Annotated in this window: 15 protein-coding genes and 3 tRNA genes; 11 read left to right on the top strand and 7 right to left on the bottom strand. The window is 71.3% G+C overall.

Going from position 1 to position 16516, the window contains the following annotated elements:
- Nucleotides 1–36 precede the first annotated feature (36 nt).
- Complete coding sequence (locus B2K11_RS06415; RefSeq protein WP_163617393.1) at nucleotides 37–1104, bottom strand: aminotransferase class V-fold PLP-dependent enzyme; 1068 nt, start codon at nucleotides 1102–1104, stop codon at nucleotides 37–39.
- 48 nt (nucleotides 1105–1152) lie between these two features.
- On the opposite strand from B2K11_RS06415, the gene B2K11_RS06410 reads away from it, so the two are divergent.
- The 4 genes from B2K11_RS06410 (at nucleotide 1153) to B2K11_RS06395 (ending at nucleotide 6102) form a co-directional block, all read left to right on the top strand.
- On the top strand, nucleotides 1153–2196 hold the full coding sequence (locus B2K11_RS06410) for a LysR family transcriptional regulator (protein WP_239525775.1): 1044 nt from the start codon (nucleotides 1153–1155) through the stop codon (nucleotides 2194–2196).
- Between the two features lie 4 nt (nucleotides 2197–2200).
- Entirely contained in the window at nucleotides 2201–3733 is a 1533-nt protein-coding gene (gene gltX / locus B2K11_RS06405) for a glutamate--tRNA ligase (protein WP_163617392.1), read from the top strand.
- Nucleotides 3734–3840: 107 nt separating this feature from the next.
- Nucleotides 3841–3915: transfer RNA gene (locus tag B2K11_RS06400), tRNA-Gln, on the top strand.
- A 282-nt stretch (nucleotides 3916–4197) separates the two neighbouring features.
- Nucleotides 4198–6102 carry a serine/threonine-protein kinase gene (locus B2K11_RS06395; protein WP_163617391.1) on the top strand — a complete coding sequence of 635 codons (1905 nt, stop codon included), beginning with the start codon at nucleotides 4198–4200 and terminating at the stop codon, nucleotides 6100–6102.
- A gap of 37 nt (nucleotides 6103–6139) precedes the next feature.
- On the opposite strand, the gene B2K11_RS06390 is transcribed toward B2K11_RS06395, so the two are convergent.
- Complete coding sequence (locus B2K11_RS06390; protein ID WP_163617390.1) at nucleotides 6140–7063, bottom strand: aminoglycoside phosphotransferase family protein; 924 nt, start codon at nucleotides 7061–7063, stop codon at nucleotides 6140–6142.
- Between the two features lie 87 nt (nucleotides 7064–7150).
- Between B2K11_RS06390 and B2K11_RS06385 the strand changes: the two genes are divergently transcribed.
- From B2K11_RS06385 to B2K11_RS06370, 4 genes are all read left to right on the top strand, one after another.
- Complete coding sequence (locus B2K11_RS06385) at nucleotides 7151–7930, top strand: DeoR/GlpR family DNA-binding transcription regulator (RefSeq protein ID WP_163617389.1); 780 nt, start codon at nucleotides 7151–7153, stop codon at nucleotides 7928–7930.
- The gene (locus tag B2K11_RS06380; RefSeq protein WP_163617388.1) at nucleotides 7927–8883 is read left to right on the top strand and encodes a 1-phosphofructokinase family hexose kinase; all 957 of its coding nucleotides are present in this window, start codon (nucleotides 7927–7929) and stop codon (nucleotides 8881–8883) included. The genes B2K11_RS06385 and B2K11_RS06380 overlap by 4 nt, the downstream gene beginning before the upstream one ends.
- A gap of 33 nt (nucleotides 8884–8916) precedes the next feature.
- Entirely contained in the window at nucleotides 8917–10977 is a 2061-nt protein-coding gene (locus B2K11_RS06375; protein WP_163617387.1) for a fructose-specific PTS transporter subunit EIIC, read from the top strand.
- A gap of 63 nt (nucleotides 10978–11040) precedes the next feature.
- The gene (locus B2K11_RS06370; RefSeq protein ID WP_163617386.1) at nucleotides 11041–11310 is read left to right on the top strand and encodes an HPr family phosphocarrier protein; all 270 of its coding nucleotides are present in this window, start codon (nucleotides 11041–11043) and stop codon (nucleotides 11308–11310) included.
- Between the two features lie 138 nt (nucleotides 11311–11448).
- Here B2K11_RS06370 and B2K11_RS06365 read toward each other — a convergent pair whose 3' ends face one another.
- Nucleotides 11449–12087, bottom strand: coding sequence for an MBL fold metallo-hydrolase (locus B2K11_RS06365; RefSeq protein WP_163617385.1), 639 nt, complete (start codon nucleotides 12085–12087; stop codon nucleotides 11449–11451).
- A gap of 120 nt (nucleotides 12088–12207) precedes the next feature.
- On the opposite strand from B2K11_RS06365, the gene B2K11_RS06360 reads away from it, so the two are divergent.
- Together B2K11_RS06360 and B2K11_RS06355 are read left to right on the top strand one after the other, a co-directional pair.
- Nucleotides 12208–12283 (top strand) — tRNA-Glu (locus tag B2K11_RS06360).
- 42 nt (nucleotides 12284–12325) lie between these two features.
- Nucleotides 12326–12398: transfer RNA gene (locus B2K11_RS06355), tRNA-Glu, on the top strand.
- A gap of 81 nt (nucleotides 12399–12479) precedes the next feature.
- Here B2K11_RS06355 and B2K11_RS06350 read toward each other — a convergent pair.
- The 4 genes from B2K11_RS06350 to B2K11_RS06335 are packed head-to-tail and all read right to left on the bottom strand — an operon-like array spanning nucleotide 12480 to nucleotide 14997.
- On the bottom strand, nucleotides 12480–12836 hold the full coding sequence (locus B2K11_RS06350) for a DUF202 domain-containing protein (RefSeq protein ID WP_163617384.1): 357 nt from the start codon (nucleotides 12834–12836) through the stop codon (nucleotides 12480–12482).
- A complete protein-coding gene (locus B2K11_RS06345) occupies nucleotides 12833–13195 on the bottom strand; it encodes a DUF202 domain-containing protein (protein WP_163617383.1) in 363 nt (120 codons plus the stop codon). The genes B2K11_RS06350 and B2K11_RS06345 overlap by 4 nt, the downstream gene beginning before the upstream one ends.
- 21 nt (nucleotides 13196–13216) lie before the next feature.
- Complete coding sequence (locus B2K11_RS06340; RefSeq protein ID WP_163617382.1) at nucleotides 13217–14431, bottom strand: DUF4349 domain-containing protein; 1215 nt, start codon at nucleotides 14429–14431, stop codon at nucleotides 13217–13219.
- Nucleotides 14428–14997 carry a sigma-70 family RNA polymerase sigma factor gene (locus tag B2K11_RS06335; protein WP_163617381.1) on the bottom strand — a complete coding sequence of 190 codons (570 nt, stop codon included), beginning with the start codon at nucleotides 14995–14997 and terminating at the stop codon, nucleotides 14428–14430. The genes B2K11_RS06340 and B2K11_RS06335 overlap by 4 nt, the downstream gene beginning before the upstream one ends.
- Before the next feature lie 249 nt (nucleotides 14998–15246).
- On the opposite strand from B2K11_RS06335, the gene B2K11_RS06330 reads away from it, so the two are divergent.
- The gene (locus B2K11_RS06330; RefSeq protein WP_163617380.1) at nucleotides 15247–16317 is read left to right on the top strand and encodes a TerC family protein; all 1071 of its coding nucleotides are present in this window, start codon (nucleotides 15247–15249) and stop codon (nucleotides 16315–16317) included.
- Nucleotides 16318–16516: the final 199 nt, after the last annotated feature.

Raw genomic sequence — 16516 nt, 5'->3', positions numbered from 1 at the left:
CGGGGGAATTCTACGCAGTCTGCGGAGTCGTCGGCGTCAGTGTCCGAGCGCTGCGAGCGCGAGGTCGACGTCGTCCTCGTCGTTGAAGACGTGGAATGCGACGCGCGCCCGCCCCGACCGTCCGGACGCCCTGATCCCCGCGCTGGTGAGCCGTGCGAGCCGGCTGCCGTCCAGGTCGTCCCACGTGACGATCGCCGACGCGCGCTCGGGCTCGGCGATGCCCAGCCCGGCGCGGAACGCGGCCGCGAGACCCGTGGAGTGGGCGTGCAGCTCGAACGGGTCGAGCGCCGCGAACAGCTCGAGCGCCGGTGCGGCACCGACGAACGCCTGCCAGGCGGGCGACACATCGAACCGGCGCGCGTCGGGGGCAAGCTCGACCTCGCGGCCGTAGCACGACGCCCAAGGGTCGTCGCCGGCGTACCACCCGGCGTTGAGCGGGGTCATGCGCGCGGCGAGCCTGTCCGAGACGGTCAGGAACGACACGCCCCGCGGCGCGCAGAGCCACTTGTAGGCGTGACACACGACGGCATCGAAGTCGGATGCCTCGACCGGGAGCCAGCCGACGGCCTGGGTCGCGTCGCACAGGGTGAGCGCACCGTGCTGCGCGGCGGCGGCCACGATAGCCGCGGCATCCGCCACCTCGCCGGTGGCGGACTGCACGACCGAGAAGGCGACGAGCGCCGTGCTGGGGCGGACATGTGCGGCGAGGTCGCGCAGGGGAGCGCTCCGCACCACGAGACCGCGGCCCGAGTGCACGAACGGCAGCACCATCGACGAGAACTCGCCGTCTGGGACGAGCACCTCGGCCCCGTGGGGCAGCGCCGATGCCACCAGCCCCGCGGCGACAGAGGTCTGCGAGCCGATCGCGACGCGCTCGGCGCCGACGTCGACCAGTGACGCGAACAGTCCGCGCGAGCGCTCGACCGCCGCGCAGTATGCGGCGAGGTCGGGTCGGCCGGATCCAGCGGCATCCAGGTCTGCGATGACGGCGCGTCGCGTCGCACGGCTGGGCAGGCCCACCGTGCACGCGGCCAGGTAGTCGCGGCCACCGTCGAACTCGCGGCGCGCGGCGGCGAGCGCGGCGGAGTCGGCGAGGGCGGGCATGCATCCAGAGTGAACCCGCAGATTGCTCATGTCTACGGCAGGTGTCCCATGCGACACATAACAGCGACTTATGATTGGCCGGTGACCGACGTTCTGGACGACGAACCCGCGTTCGATGCGCGCGAACTGCGGGTCGTGAAGGCCGTCGCCGATGCGGGGTCCATCACCGGCGCCGCCCTCGCTCTCGGCTACAGCCAGCCCGCGGTCAGCCAGCAGCTCAAGCGCCTCGAGCAGCGCCTCGGCGTGGCCATCGTCGAACGGGTCGGGCGGAGCGTCCGCCTCACCGACGCGGGCCGGATTCTCGCACGGCACGCCCCCGCCGTGACGACGGCGCTGGATGCCGCGGCCGGCGAGCTCGCCGAGCTCCGAGGGCTGCGCGCCGCGCGCGTCCGGCTGGTGGCCTTTCCGTCGGCGTCGCCCACGATCGTCCCGCGCCTGCTCGCGGACCTCGCCCAGCGGCATCCGGGGATCTCGCTCACATACGTCGAGGCCGAGCCGCCCGAGGCGGTCGAAGCGGTACGTGAGGATCGCACCGACATCGCCCTCACCTTCAGCTACCCGGGGGACCGCGACGACCCGCACGGATCCAGTGCCCGCGGGCTCGCGGTGAACACCGTCGGCGCCGACGAGCTGCTCGCCGTGCTGCCCGCCGGCCACCCCGCGGCGACCGCCGACGCGCTCGACGTGCGAGTGCTCGCCGACGAGGACTGGATCGCCGGGTGCCCGCGCTGCCGCGGTCACCTGCTCGAGCTGTGCGGTCGCGCGGGCTTCGCACCGCGCATCGCCTTCGAGACCGACAACTTCGTGGCCGTCGAGGGCCTGGTCGCGCAGGGCATCGGCGTGGCGACCCTGCCGAGGATGGCGATCGAGTCGTTCCCGCAGCTGCCGGGGGTCGCGGTCGTGCCGCTGCCGGCCGGCGAGCAGCGGCGCATCCACACCGTCACGGCGCGCGGGGCCGACCGCGTGCCCGCGGTCCGCGCGACGCTGGAGGCGCTCGCGCGCCTGATCGCCACGTCCGGCGGCCGACCCGAGGCGGCTGCCTCCCGCAACCCGGGGCTGCCGACCGTCGCGGCTTCGCCAACTACACTCTGACGCGATGCCTTCTTCGCCTGATCCCCGCACCACGACCGCCACCGGCGCCGACGTCCGCGTCCGGTTCTGCCCGTCACCGACGGGTCTGCCGCACGTCGGACTCATCCGCACCGTCCTGTTCAACTGGGCGTACGCGCGCCACAACGGCGGCAAGCTCGTGTTCCGCATCGAAGACACGGATGCCGCGCGCGACAGCGAGGAGAGCTACCTGCAGCTGCTCGACGCGCTGCGGTGGCTCGAGATCGACTGGGACGAGGGCGTCGAGGTCGGCGGGCCGCACGCGCCGTACCGGCAGTCGGAGCGCCACGGCATCTATCGCGAGGTGCTCGACCGGCTCATCGCCGCCGGCGCCGTGTACGAGAGCTACTCGACGGCCGAAGAGATCGACGCGCGCAACGAGGCCAACGGCCGCGCCAAGCAGCTCGGCTACGACAACTTCGACCGCGGCCTCACTGACGAGCAGAAGGCGGCGTTCCGCTCCGAAGGGCGCGAGCCCGCCTGGCGCCTGCGCGTCCCCGACGAGGACTTGACCTACGTCGACCTCATCCGCGGCGAGGTGACCTTCCCCGCCGGGTCGTTCCCCGACTTCGTGCTGGTGCGCGCCGGGGGAGTGCCGCTCTACCCGTTCGTGAACCCCGTCGACGACGCACTCATGGGTATCACCCACGTCATCCGCGGCGAAGACCTCATGCCGTCCACGGCCCGCCAGCTCGCGCTGTACCGGGCGCTCGTCGACGCGGGCGTGACGACATTCATCCCGCGGTTCGCGCACATGCCGCTCGTGCTCGGCGAAGTGGGCAACAAGAAGCTCTCGAAGCGCGACCCGAAAGCCGACCTCTTCCTCCAGCGCGAAAAGGGCTTCATCCACGAGGGGCTGCTGAACTACCTCGCACTCCTCGGCTGGTCGATCGCTCCCGACCGCGACGTGTTCTCGCTCGAGGAGCTCGTCGCCGCGTTCGACATCGTCGATGTGAACCCCAACCCCGCGCGCTTCGACCAGAAGAAGGCCGAATCCATCAACGGCGACCACATCCGGATGCTGCCGCCCGCCGAGTTCGCCGAGCGCCTGGTGCCGTATCTCACGGCCGCCGGTGTCATCGACGAGAACCCGACACCCGCGCAGGAGGCGATGCTCGCGGCATCCGCCCCCCTCGTACAGGAGCGGATGCAGCTTCTCGGCGACGCGCCCGGCCTGGTGGGCTTCCTCTTCACCGATGTCGTCGCCTACCAGGACGACGCCCTCGCGTCGCTGCCCGCGAACGCGAGCGAGGTGGTCGTCGCCTCGGTCGGTGCCCTCGAAGGGGTGCCCGACACCGAGTTCAGCGCCGCTGCGGTGCAGGATGCCCTGGCCGGCGCGCTGATCTCGCCCGTCGCGGACGGCGGGCTGGGCCTCAAGCCGCGCGTCGCATACGGCCCGCTGCGTGTCGCTCTGAGCGGCCGCCGCATCTCGCCGCCGCTGTTCGAGTCGATGGAGCTCCTCGGCAAGTCGGAGTCGATCCGCCGGCTCGAGGCGCTGTTGGCGTTCCGGCTCGGGTAGGCCGCTTGCGCGTGACTCGCCCGGGATGCGCAGCAGGCCGTGTCGGTTTGGAGGAGCCGCCGAAGTCGCGTAGACTTATTCCTCGGCACGGCTTCGGCTGACAGCCTTGGGGTATGGTGTAATTGGCAACACGGAGGTTTCTGGTACCTTTGTTCTTGGTTCGAGTCCAGGTACCCCAGCCAACGAGAAAACCCCCGCTCAGCGGGGGTTTTTCGTTTGCCCTGGCGCGGTGAGCAGCTGAAGGCGCATGGTCGGTACGGCGCTCCGGATCAGGCCGGGGTCGCTCCGCAGCGAATGCCGTCGGGCGACGGTGCCTTCCGGTGACAGACGGGCGATTCGGCGAGATGTCGGCAGCGGATCGGCGATGACTTCGCTGCTTCCACAAGGAGCCGCCCGGCGCAACCCCCTCTGACAACGCTGCAGGCGGCGTAGCCTTCACGGGAGGTTCGAGGGGCGGCACACCCATGAGTACTCCTACCGCCCTCGTCGCCGACCGCTACCGGCTCGTAAAGATGCTGGGTGCGGGCGGGATGGGCATCGTATGGCAGGCCTGGGACTCCCGCCTGCGTCGACCGGTCGCACTCAAGATGCTGCGCACCCAGCCGGAGCTCACCGACGGCGAGCGCCAGCTCGCGACAGACCGGGCGATGCGCGAAGCCCGGATCACCGCCGGCCTCCACCATCCCCACGCGGTCACCGTCTTCGACGTGGTGGAGCACGACGGGCAGCCCTGCATCGTGATGCAGCTCATCGAGTCCACGCCGCTCTCCGAGCTCCTGCGCGAACACGGCCCGTTCACGCCGGCCGAGGCGGCGCACATCGGGGCGGAGGTCGCGTCTGCGCTGGCCGCCGCACACGCCCTCAAGATCGTCCACCGCGACGTGAAGCCCGGGAACATCCTCATCGCTGGCGACGGCTCGGCGCTGATCAGCGACTTCGGCATCTCGCATGCCCTGGGTAACGCGTCTCTCACCGCGACGGGGATGGTCCACGGCACCCCGGCCTACCTCGCACCCGAAGTGGCGCGCGGACTGCCGACGAGCTTCGCCTCCGATGTCTTCTCGCTCGGGTCCACCCTCTATGCGATGGTCGAAGGTCAGCCGCCGTTCGGCACCGACAAGAACCCCATCGCCCTCCTCCACAGAGTGGCGAGAGGCGGGTACGCGGCGCCGAAGCACGCCGGCCCGCTCGCGCCGCTGCTGCGCAAGATGCTCGCCTCCCAGCCCAAGCGGCGCCCGACCATGGCGTCGGTCGCCGATGCGCTGAGCTCGCTGCATCGCGAGAGCGCCGCCGACCGAGAGGTCACGGCGGGGCTTGTCGCCCTCGGATTCGACGCGGCCACCGTCGGTGCGATCGGTGAGGCCGACGCTGCGACGGTGGCGCAGGACCCTGCCACGCTGTCGACGATCGCGCCTGATGCCGCCACGCCGCCGACGGTCGCGCTCGCGGACGCGGAGGTCGAGGACCCGGATCCCGGCTCGCCCACACCGCCGACGATGGCGCTCGAGGGCGCCGGGGTCGAGGAGCAGGATCCCAGCGCGCCCACGCCGCCGATGATCCCCGCGGATCCCGGCGCTCGGCCAGGGCCGCCGCGCGTTCCTCTCGTGCCCGCCGATTCGTCGACCGCTCGGCTGCCGACCGGGAAGACCGTCCGCGTCGACCAGCCGACCAGGTACGAGGCGCCCACGGCCGAGACGGAGCCGCTGCGGCCGGCCGCGAGCGCAGGCGTGGCGGCGGGAGCGATCGGCACGTTGCCGTCGTGGACGACTGCGGCGCCTCCCGCCCAGCCCGTCCGCGCTCCGCACCGCCGTCGAAGGGGCCTCATCGCCGGCGCGCTGATCCTGCTGGGCGCGGTGGGGATCGGCGCCGCCCTGCTGTTCAGCCTGGTGTGGCCGGGCGTCCAGCCGGAGGCCGATCCGACGCCCGCACCGACCCCGGTGGCGACCTCGGTCGAGGAGACGAGTCCGGCCGGAGAGACGCCCGCACCCGAGGTGGTCGCGCCGGCGCCCGGCGCTTCCGCGCCGCCCGAAGCGGAGCCCTCGCCGGTGCCGCCCGAGCAGCGTGTGGTCGAAACGATCTCGGGGTACTACGCGATGATGCCGGAGAATCGCGACAGCGCCTGGCCCTTGATGACAGCCGACTACCAGGAGAATCACGCCGGCGGCCGCGGCGGGTACGAGGCCTTCTGGTCGGGGATCTCCGACATCTCGATCGCGGACGTCCGCGCCACCGGACCTGACAGCGGGCAGGCGACGCTGACGTACTATTTCCGCGACGGCCGCGTGGCGGAAGAGGTCACCGCTTACCGGTTCGCGGACGAGGGCGGCGTGCTCAAGATCGCGGCGACCGAGGTGCTGAGCAGCCGGTGAGCCGGCCGCGCGGGCGTCGCGCCAGCTGGGGATCGCCTCACACGGCGTCCGCGATCACCTCGGCGGCGGCATCCTGTCCCAGCGCGAGGTAGTCCGGGTTGTCGTCGCTGTGGCCGAGCAGCATGAGCACGACGGCGGCAGCCCACGCCCGGGCGCGGGTCCAGATGTCGGCGTCGTATCGTGACCCTGAGGCGGCGATGAATCGCTCGCGCCCGGGGGCGTCGAAGGCGAGCCAGGCGATCGCGAGGTCGTACGCCGGATCGCCGGCTGTCACGTCGCCGAAGTCGATGATCCCGGTGAGTGCGCCCTCGTGTGTCACGAGGTTGCCGGGGTGCATGTCGCCATGGATCCACACCGGCGGATGATCCCAGGGAGCGGCCGCGAGGCCAGCCCGCCACACCGCCTCGAGGCCGGTGACGGATGCCGCGCCCAGCGTGCCGGCATCGCGGACGGTCCGCAGGCGCTCCGCAACGGCATCGGCGCGCGTCGCGAGCGGGACGCCGCGGAACGGGTTGACCGGATACTCTTCCGGCGCGTCGACGTGGAGCGCGTCGAGCGCGCGCGCGAGCACCGGCGCCCATGCCCCGCGTGCGGCGCGTGACTCATCCATGGCCCGCTTACCCTCTATCCACGGCACGACCGACCACGCCCAGGGATAGCCCGCGGCGGCGACGCCGTTCACGAGGGGCGCGGGCACTCGCAGGCCCGTCGGGGCGAGCCGCACGGCGACGCCCGGCAGCACCGCCTGCTCGTGCCGCACGAGCGGGGCGGCGAGTGCGCGACGAGGAAGGCGCACGGCGTAGGCGTGACCGAGGCGCCACACCTCGCTGTCCCAGCCCTCGGCGACCTTCTCGAGGGGGAGCTCCGAGGCATCCGGGATCGCGTCGGTGGCCTGGGCGGCCAGCAGTCTGCGGACGAGGGGACTGTCGATCAGGATCTCAGCGGCGGGCTTGACTGGCACCGTACGAAGATACCGGGTGAAGCAGGAGGGGTTGTGTTTGTGTGGGAATACGTTGTATTGTGTGGGAATCCAACGGAGGGTTGACACATGTACGCGACGGAGCGCCACGAGCAGATCGAGTTGCTGCTGGCTGCGCAGGGGCGGGTCGGCGTGGTCGAGCTCGCCGAGCGGTTCGACGTCACCACCGAGACCATCCGTCGAGACCTCGATCACCTCGAGTCCACGGGCGCGCTGCGTCGCGTGCACGGCGGCGCGGTCGGGCGGGAGCGTGCCAGCACGCGTGAGCCTTCGCTCGCCGAGCGCCTCGAGCACCACGGCCGCGCCAAAGAGGCCATCGGCCGGCGCGCGCTCGATGCGCTCGGCCCGGACTTCACCGGCTCGGTCTTCCTCGACGCCGGCACGACCACCGCTGCCGTGGCCACGGCGCTCGTGCCGCGCGTCGCACGCGGGCGCATGGAGGTCGTCACCCATTCGCTCACCCTCGGTCACGCGCTCGCGGCGGTCCCCGGCGCCTCGCTCTCGTTGGTGGGCGGGCGGGTGCGCGGTCTCACGGCCGCGGCCGTCGGCGCCGACACGGTGCGGACGGTCGCGGGCCTGCGCCCCGACGTGGCGTTCGTCGGCACCAACGGCGTGTCGGCGACTTTCGGCCTCAGCACGCCCGACCCCGACGAGGCGGCGGTGAAACGCGCGATCGTCGCGTCGGCGCGGAGAGTCGTCGTGGTCGCCGACGCCGAGAAGCTCGGCGCCGAGCTTCTCGTCGGGTTCGCCTCGCTGTCGGACATCGACGTGCTCGTCACGGATGCCGCACCCGATGCCGAACTCGCCGACGCGCTGGCGGCGGCCGATGTGGAGGTCTGGCTCGCATGATCGTGACACTCACCGCCCATCCGTCCCTCGACCGGACGCTCACGCTGCCGGCGCCGCTGCAGGTCGGCGAGGTGCAGGGCGCGGACTCTGCCCGGGAGGACGCCGGGGGCAAGGGCATCAACGTCGCCCGCGCGGTCGCGGCCGCGGGGGAGGAGTGCACCGCCGTGGTGCCCCTCGCCGCCGGTGACCCGTTCGAGCCCCTGATCCGAGATGCGGCGCTCCTCGAGCCCGCACTCCACACCTGTCCCGTGCCCGTCCGAGGCCGGGTCCGCGCGAATCTGGCGATCACGGATCCCGCGGGGGTCACGACGAAGCTCAACCTGCCGGGCGCCAGGCTCTCGCCCGACGAAGTCGCGGCAGTCGTGCATGCGACGGTGGCGGCATCCGCCCATGCGGCCTGGCTCGTCCTGGCAGGCTCGCTGCCTCCCGGCGTGTCCGACGATTTCTACGTCCGGGTGATCCGTGCCGTGCGAGACGCGCACGGCGCCGCAGCCCCGCTCATCGCCGTGGACACCTCGGGCCGGGCCCTCGCGGCCGTCGTGGCCGAAGGTGCGCCCGACCTGATCAAGCCCAACGACGACGAGCTCGCAGAACTCGCCGGCACCCGGCTCGAGGGCACAGACCCCGCCGCGGTCCTCGATGTGGCGCGCTCGCTCGTGCCGACACGCGTCGGGGCCGCGCTGGTCACCCTCGGCGCGCGCGGAGCCGTGCTCGTCACCGCCGACGGCGCCTGGACGGCGGGGCCGCCGCCCATCCAGGTGGTGAGCACCGTCGGTGCGGGCGACAGCTCGCTGGCCGGCTACGTGCTCGCCGCGACGCGACAAGCAGGACCCGAGGAGCGACTGCGCCACGCGATCCGGTACGGGGCGGCCGCGGCATCCCTTCCCGGCACGCAGGCGCCGACTCCCGCAGACGTTCCCGCGGGCGACGTGACCGTCACCCGCCTTCTCTAGCACCACCCCACTCGACGACCGCAGGAGGTCACCGTGTCCGACACCATCACCCCAGGCCTGGTCAGCCTCGACGCCACCCTGGGCGCCGACAAGTCCGAGGTCATCCGCTCCCTCGCCGCACGCGTGGTCGCAGAGGGTCGCGCAACCGACGCGCAGGCCCTCTTCGACGACGCCTGGGCGCGCGAAGAGAAGGACGAGACCGGGCTTCCCGGCGGCATCGCGATCCCGCACGCCAAGAGTGCAGCGGTGACGACGCCGTCGCTCGCCTTCGCGCGACTGAAGCCGGGCGTCGACTTCGGCGCCCCTGATGGCGACGCCGACCTGGTCTTCCTCATCGCCGCGCCCGCCGATGCCGCCGAGGCGCACCTCGCCGTGCTCTCCAAGCTCGCGCGCAGCCTCATGCAGGCGGACTTCACCGCGGGCCTCCGCGCGGCGACGACCGACGACGAGGTGGTGGCGATCGTGCAGGCGGCGATCGGGGAAGGCACTCCCGCCCCGGCGGTGGCGCCGGCAGCGTCGTCGACGACGGCTGCCACGACGGATGCCGCGCCCGCCGCCGCGGCGGGCCTCGCCGTCGACGGCCGCCCTGCCCGCATCGTCGCCGTCACGGCGTGCGCGACCGGCATCGCCCACACGTTCATGGCGGCCGACGCACTGACCGCGGCCGGCAAGAAGGCGGGGATCGACCTCGTCGTCGAACCGCAGGGCTCGAGCGGCTACCAGGCACTGCCCGCGGACGTCATCCAGGGGGCGGACGCCGTCATCTTCGCGACCGACGTCGATGTGCGCGAACCGCAGCGGTTCGCCGGCAAGCCCGTCGTCCGCTCCGGCGTCAAGCGCGGCATCGAGCAGCCCGGTCAGCTCATCGCCGAGGCGGTGGCCGCAGCGAAGAACCCGTCGGCCACGCGCGTCGGCGGCGAGGCGGCCGCGGTCGCATCCGCCCCCGCCGAGAAGCTGTCCTGGGGTGCCCGCATCCAGCGCATCCTGCTCACCGGTGTGAGCTACATGATCCCGTTCGTCGCCGGCGGCGGCCTCCTCATCGCCCTGGGCTTCCTGTTCTTCGGCGATGACTACACCGCCCCCGACAATGCGACCACGGTGATCGTCCAGAACTCGCTGTGGGACCTGCCCGAAGGTGGACTCGGCATCTATCTCGGCTCGGTCGCCTTCGCCATCGGCGCCGCGTCGATGGGCTTCCTCGTCTCGGCCCTCGCCGGCTACATCTCGTTCGCCATCGCGGATCGGCCGGGCATCGCGCCGGGCTTCGTCGCCGGCGCGATCGCGGTGACGATGAACGCCGGCTTCATCGGCGGCATCGTGGGCGGCCTGCTCGCAGGCGTCACGGCGTGGTGGATCGGAACGTGGCGCGTTCCGCGCTGGCTGCGCGGCCTGATGCCCGTCGCGATCATCCCGCTGCTGGCCTCCATCGTGGCCTCCGGGCTCATGGTGCTCTTCCTCGGCCGTCCGATCGCGACGTTGATGGTGTGGCTGACGGATTGGCTGAACGAGCTCGCAGGCACGTCGGGGATCGTCGTCGTGGGGATCGTGCTGGGCCTGATGATGTGCTTCGACCTGGGCGGCCCCGTGAACAAGGTCGCGTACGCCTTCGCGGTGGCGGGGCTGGCCACCGCATCTCCGGAGAACACCACGCCCTACTTGATCATGGCCGCGGTGATGGCTGCGGGAATGGTGCCGCCGCTCGCGATGGCCCTCGCATCGACGGTCCTCGCGCGCAACCTCTTCCCGCCTGTCGAACGGGAGAACGGCAAGGCCGCGTGGCTGCTGGGCGCCGCCTTCATCAGCGAGGGTGCCATCCCGTTCGCTGCTGCGGATCCGCTGCGGGTCATCCCGGCCTCGCTCGTCGGTGGCGCGGTGACCGGCGCCCTCAGCATGGCGTTCGCGGTCGAATCGCTCGCACCCCACGGCGGCATCTTCGTGTTCTTCGCCATCGACCCCGTCTGGGGCTTCCTGGTGGCGATCGCAGCCGGCACCGTCGTCTCCGCCCTCGCCGTCATCGCCCTGAAGAAGTGGGTCGGCCGCAAGGAGCTCGAGCAGGCGGAAGCTGTCGAGTCGGCCGTGCCCGTGGCGGCCTGACGCCCTCGTCCGACAGAATCGGAAGCGTCGACCGCAGAGGTTCGACGCAGACAGGAGAGAACCATGGCAGAACGTCAGGCGACCATCGCCAGCAGCTCGGGACTACACGCGCGCCCCGCGAAGCTCTTCGTGCAGGCCGTGCAGGCGCAGTCGGTCCCCGTGACCATCGCCGTCGACGGTGGCGCAGATCTCAACGCCGGCAGCATCCTGTCGCTGATGGGCCTCGGCGCCTCGCAGGGGACCGTCGTGACGCTGAAGGCCGAGGGGGACGGCGCCGAGGAGGCCCTCGACGCACTGGTCGCGCTCCTCGAGACCGACCTCGACGCGCAGTAGTCCTGCGTTCCACGCTCCGGGCGCTCGCGCCGTCGACAACGCGTGAACGAAGGCCCCAACGCCCACTCCAGGCGCCGCTGGCGCGGGTCGGAGTCACGGGCGCGGGGGCCTTCGTCTGCGTTTCCGCGGACGCCGGGCTCAGCTTTCGGTGGAATCCCCGGGGTTCAGGACCACGAGTTCTCCGCCGTGCTGCTCGGCGGCCCAGCCGAGACGGGCCCGGCCCATGTCACGCCCCGAGACGGACAGGGTCATGTCGTGGGTGGCGAACACGCGCCGGGGCGCGACGGCGAGCACGAAGTCCATCGCCTCGCCGATCTTGAGCCAGGGTGCGCCGACGGGCGCGGCGAGGAGCTTCACGGAGCGGCCCTCGGGAACCGCGTACGAGTCGCCCGGGTAGTAGAAGTCATCGTTCACGAGGACGCCGACGTTGTCGACCACGGGAATGGACTCGTGGATCACCGCGTGGCGACCGCCGAAGAACTCGAGACGGAACGGGTCGACCTCGACGACGTCGCCGGGGTGGACGACGGTGATGTCATACGCGCCGGCCGCCTTGCCCACGCCCTCGGGGGCGAAGATCGGCGTGCCCGGGAACAGGCCGAGGATGCGATCGAGGTGGTCCGCGGTCCAATGATCGGCGTGCTCGTGCGTCAGCACGATCGCCACGACCTCCTCGAGCTCGCCCAGCGGGGCGGTGAAGGATCCAGGGTCGATGATCAGCGTCCTGCCCATGTCGACGATGGTGAGGGTCGCATGCTCGAACTTCGTGACTCGCATGTCCACGAGTCAACCGCCCCGGTGCCGTACGAGCAAGCCGCGTCCGCAGTCGGGCTGCATGACCCGCGGCGATTTGGAGCGGGCATGGACGACGTGGCATAATCGAACGGTTGCCTGAACGGCCCCATCGTATAGCGGCCTAGTACGCCGCCCTCTCACGGCGGTAACGCGGGTTCGAATCCCGCTGGGGTCACCAGTCAGGCAACACGTCGCAGCTTCTGCTGGCGACAGGCTATGCGGCCCCATCGTATAGCGGCCTAGTACGCCGCCCTCTCACGGCGGTAACGCGGGTTCGAATCCCGCTGGGGTCACAAATGGCTCGAGGCCCCCGAATCCGCCAGGATCCGGGGGCCTCGAGCCATTTCTGCGCCAGCGGCGTGCGAGAACTGCTCTCAGGTGGCGGCGACCACGACGAGGATCACGGCCGAGACCACGCCGCAGCCCACGACGAAGAGCGTCAGCGTCATGAGCAGGCGCGCGTCGGGCAGGTCGGCAGGCCGGTCGTCGAGAAGCGCGCGGTTGACGGCACGGTGCCGCGCTCGCGCGCCCGCCCAGAGCGCGATCGCGAAAGCGACGCCGGCGATCCCCGGTGCGAGCAGGAGCTGCTGCGCGGCCGGCGCGGTGGCGAGCGACGGCAGGACGCGCAGCGCAAGCAGGGATCCCACGCCGATCGCGAGGGCCGTGCGCCGCCACGCGAGCTCTGTGCGCTCCGGTTGCAGGCCGGGGTCGAAGAGCCGCCGCTCGCTCATCGCAGGATCACGCCGAGGAGGACGAGCACGCCGACCACGACGATGGTGGCGGCCAGCGCGATGCTCGTGGCAGAACCGGGCAGCGGTGTCGCTGCGCGCAGGGCGCGCTCGGTGCGCCCCCACTCCACCCACGCGAGGACCGGCACGGCGAGACCCGCGGCGATGAGGATCACGGATGCCGCCAGCCGCAGTGACGGCTGCAGGTCCAGGCCGAGCGCCTCCAGCGCCACGCCGCCGGCGATGAGGGCGAGGGCGGTGCGGTTCCACGCGAGGAAGGTCCGCTCGTTGGCCAGGCTGAACCGAGGATCCGGCTCGGTGCCCGTGCGGTAGACCGAGCCGGGGAATCTGCTGCGCGCCACCGCTTCACAGTATTCGACCCTTCAGGACGGATCGACGGTTCTCGACGGATCAGGTCGCGCCGGCTCCTCACCGGACGTCGCGGCCGAGGGAGCGGCATCCGCTCGACGATGGCGCCGCCCGCGCACGAGCCGTACGACGCCCCACACGATAAGTGCGACGACGGCGGCCACGGCGAGCCAGGGGAGAAGGAAGCCGAGCGCGACGACGATGCCGTTGAGTGTCGCGATGAGCCCGTTCCAGCCTGCGGCGAGGCCGTCGCCGAATCCGGCAGGATCGGCGGTGACCGGCTCGATGTTCGGCACCACCGTGACAGACAGCGTCGACATCGCGACCTGATCGTCGAGCATCTCCAGCTGCTGCTGGTAGGACTCCAGCATGGCCTGCCGTTCCGACAGCGCCGCTTCGGCCGAGATGAGGTCGGCGACGGACTGCGCCTGGGCCATGAGTGCGGTGAGACGGTCGACGGATGCCTGCGCGGCGTCGATGCGTGCCTCGAGGTCGATGGTCTGCCCGGTCACGTCCTGCCGCGAGAGGTTCGTCGCGGTCACCTCGCCGACGTCGTCGAGCTCCTCGACGACGTCCTGCAGCTGGTCGGCGGGCACCCGGACGGTGATCCACGCGCCGTCCGTCGGCGAGGGGTAGGGCATGGTGTCGTAGACGATGCCGCCGTCGGTCGGCGCGACGGGATAGACGGTGCCGTCGCTGCCGACGGTCATCGCCTCGACGTAGCCGCCGTGCGCCACGGCCGAGTTGGCGATGGAACGCGTCGCTGCACCGACGTCGTCGACGGACACGGTGGCCGAAGCGGTCGTGATGATGTCGCGATCCGCGGCGAGCCCGCTGTCCCCCTGCCCGCCGGCCGCCTCGTCTCCTGCGGCGGCATCGGGAGCGATGGTCAGCGGTGCGGACTCGGTCGTCTGATCGGCGGCCGAGTCCCGGGCGCCGTCGGAGTCAACGCCCGGATCGGCGGGCGCGACAGCGGACTCCTCGGACGTTCCGCCCGCCGTTCCGACGAGCGAGCCGACCGAGGGGGCGATGACGGCGGCCACCGCGATGACCGCGGCGGCGGCGCCGCCCGCGATCCACAGCCGGCCCCGGCGCGTGCGCCGGGCGGACCGACGCGTGCGCTCCCGCGCGATGTCGGCGAAGAGGGCGTCCTCCATCTCGTCGATGCGCTGCGCGCTGAGCTCGGGCAGGGGTGCCGATGTCTCGGGCACCGGGGACTGCGTGTTCATGTGCTCTCCTTCACGACGGTCCGCAACCGGGTGCGGATACGGGAGAGACGGTTGCGGACGACGCCGTGTGCGACGCCGAGCTCGTCAGCGGCGGCCTGGTAGGCGTAGCCCTCGGTGGCGCACAGCCGGAAGATGGCGCGATCGAGTTCGCCGAGGCCGGCGACCTCCCGCAGGATCGCGTCGGCGAGCCGCTCGTCGATCACCTGCTGTTCGACGTCGACCGTCGACGGGAGCTCCTCGTCGGCCGCCGCCGCGGTGTGCACGCGGTCGCGTCGCTGCCGGCGCACGCGGTTGGCGGATTGGAACCGGCAGATCGTCGCCAGCCACGGGAGGAGCGAGTCACCGGCGAGCTCGAGGTCGGGGAGCTTTCGCCAGGCGACGAGGAACGTCTCCTGGGTGACCTCCTCGGCGTCGGCCGGGTTGCCGACCAGCCCGTGCGCCATCCAGTACACCGGGCGCACATAAGCCCGGTAAAGCGTGCGGAAGGCGTGCTCGCTCCCGCCCGCGGCCAGCACCACGAGCTCGGCGTCGCCGGTGGCGCCGTGCGGCAGGTCGTCGTCGGGCATGCCCATCCTCCGAATTGTCTCTCACCGTGTCAGTGTCCGCACTGGCGGGATCGTCTCACGGCACGCGGACCCGGCATCCCCACCCTGTATTCTGTTGCGAGCGAGAGGGAGTATCCCGATACCGCGCATCCGTCATCACGGGTCCCGACAGAGCGACCCCGGGTGTGCACCGCAGGCCGCTCGGCCGGCGGGGGAGAGACTTTCGGCTTCGACCGACCCCGCTTGTACGCCCCCTTCGAAAGGCCCTGAATGGACCTCGAACTCCCGCTGTGGTTCGAAATCGGATCCCTGGTGATCCTCTCCCTGATCCTCCTGGCTGATCTGCTGATCATCCTGAAACGCCCGCACATCCCCTCCACCAAGGAGTCGACCCTGTGGGTCGTCTTCTACGTGTGTCTGGCGCTGCTCTTCGCGGGGCTGATGTGGATAATCGCCGGCCCGGAGTATGCCGGCCAGTTCGTCGCCGGGTGGCTCACCGAGTACAGCCTGTCCATCGACAACCTGTTCGTCTTCGTGCTGATCATGTCGCAGTTCGCGGTGCCGCGCCGCTACCAGCAGGAGGTGCTGATGGTGGGCATCATCATCGCGCTCGTGCTGCGCGGCCTGTTCATCCTCGCGGGAGCGGCGATCATCGAGCAGTTCAGCTGGGTCTTCTACATCTTCGGCGCGTTCCTGGTGTGGACGGCGTGGCGGCAGGCGTTCCCGGGCGGCGACCACGACTCCGACGTCAAGCAGGAGAACTTCGTGGTGCGGCTGCTCCGTCGCACGATCGACATCAGCGATCACTACGACGGCGCGAAGGTCCGCACGGTCGTGGACGGCAAGAAGATGTGGACGCCGATGATCATCGTGTTCGCGGCGATCGGCGTGACCGACCTGCTGTTCGCGATCGACTCCATCCCGGCGATCTTCGGCATCACCCAGAGCGCGTTCATCGTCTTCACGGCGAACATCTTCGCTCTCATGGGCCTGCGCCAGCTCTACTTCCTGCTGGGCGACCTGCTCGACCGCCTGCGCTACCTCCACTACGGGATCGCGTTCATCCTCGCCTTCATCGGCCTGAAGCTCGTCTTCCACGCGATGCACGTGAACGAGCTGCCGTTCATCAACAACGGCGAGCCCATCGAGTGGGCGCCCGAGATCTCCACCTGGATGTCGCTCGGCGTCATCGTGGTCTCGATGGCGGTGGCGACGATCGCGAGCGTCATCGCGTCCTCGCGCGAGAAGAAGGCGGCGAACGCGGATGCCGCGGCCGCCCTCGTGGCCGACGAGAAGGGCACGCCGCCGACGGTCGAGCAGCCGCGGGACGACGTCCGCTGATTGCGCGCACCGGGTCGCGCCGGACGTCCACCGACGTCGGGCGCGACCCGGTGTCGTCCGCGCGAGTGGTAATCTGGGCCCGTGCGGATCGCTCGCCTTCTCCTTAGCGGCCGCGACGAGTCCTAGTTTCCAGGCCTCTCTCGTCGCGGAGTTCGTCGCGGGCCCCACCCCATGCGGGCACAGTCCCACAGAGGAGAAC

The sequence above is a fragment of the Microbacterium sp. B35-30 genome, assembly GCF_010634855.1.
Classification (GTDB): domain Bacteria; phylum Actinomycetota; class Actinomycetes; order Actinomycetales; family Microbacteriaceae; genus Microbacterium.
This window is presented reverse-complemented; position numbering and strand designations above follow the sequence as displayed.

Excerpts from the sequence above, each read along its gene's own strand:
- B2K11_RS06350 (WP_163617384.1), bottom strand. The coding sequence starts at position 12,836 with ATGAGCGAGCGGCGGCTCTTCGACCCCGGCCTGCAACCGGAGCGCACA.
- B2K11_RS06395 (WP_163617391.1), top strand. The coding sequence starts at position 4,198 with ATGAGTACTCCTACCGCCCTCGTCGCCGACCGCTACCGGCTCGTAAAG.
- gltX (WP_163617392.1), top strand. The coding sequence starts at position 2,201 with ATGCCTTCTTCGCCTGATCCCCGCACCACGACCGCCACCGGCGCCGAC.
- B2K11_RS06365 (WP_163617385.1), bottom strand. The coding sequence starts at position 12,087 with ATGCGAGTCACGAAGTTCGAGCATGCGACCCTCACCATCGTCGACATG.
- B2K11_RS06330 (WP_163617380.1), top strand. The coding sequence starts at position 15,247 with ATGGACCTCGAACTCCCGCTGTGGTTCGAAATCGGATCCCTGGTGATC.
- B2K11_RS06370 (WP_163617386.1), top strand. The coding sequence starts at position 11,041 with ATGGCAGAACGTCAGGCGACCATCGCCAGCAGCTCGGGACTACACGCG.
- B2K11_RS06340 (WP_163617382.1), bottom strand. The coding sequence starts at position 14,431 with ATGAACACGCAGTCCCCGGTGCCCGAGACATCGGCACCCCTGCCCGAG.
- B2K11_RS06415 (WP_163617393.1), bottom strand. The coding sequence starts at position 1,104 with ATGCCCGCCCTCGCCGACTCCGCCGCGCTCGCCGCCGCGCGCCGCGAG.
- B2K11_RS06385 (WP_163617389.1), top strand. The coding sequence starts at position 7,151 with ATGTACGCGACGGAGCGCCACGAGCAGATCGAGTTGCTGCTGGCTGCG.
- B2K11_RS06410 (WP_239525775.1), top strand. The coding sequence starts at position 1,153 with ATGCGACACATAACAGCGACTTATGATTGGCCGGTGACCGACGTTCTG.
- B2K11_RS06380 (WP_163617388.1), top strand. The coding sequence starts at position 7,927 with ATGATCGTGACACTCACCGCCCATCCGTCCCTCGACCGGACGCTCACG.
- B2K11_RS06335 (WP_163617381.1), bottom strand. The coding sequence starts at position 14,997 with ATGCCCGACGACGACCTGCCGCACGGCGCCACCGGCGACGCCGAGCTC.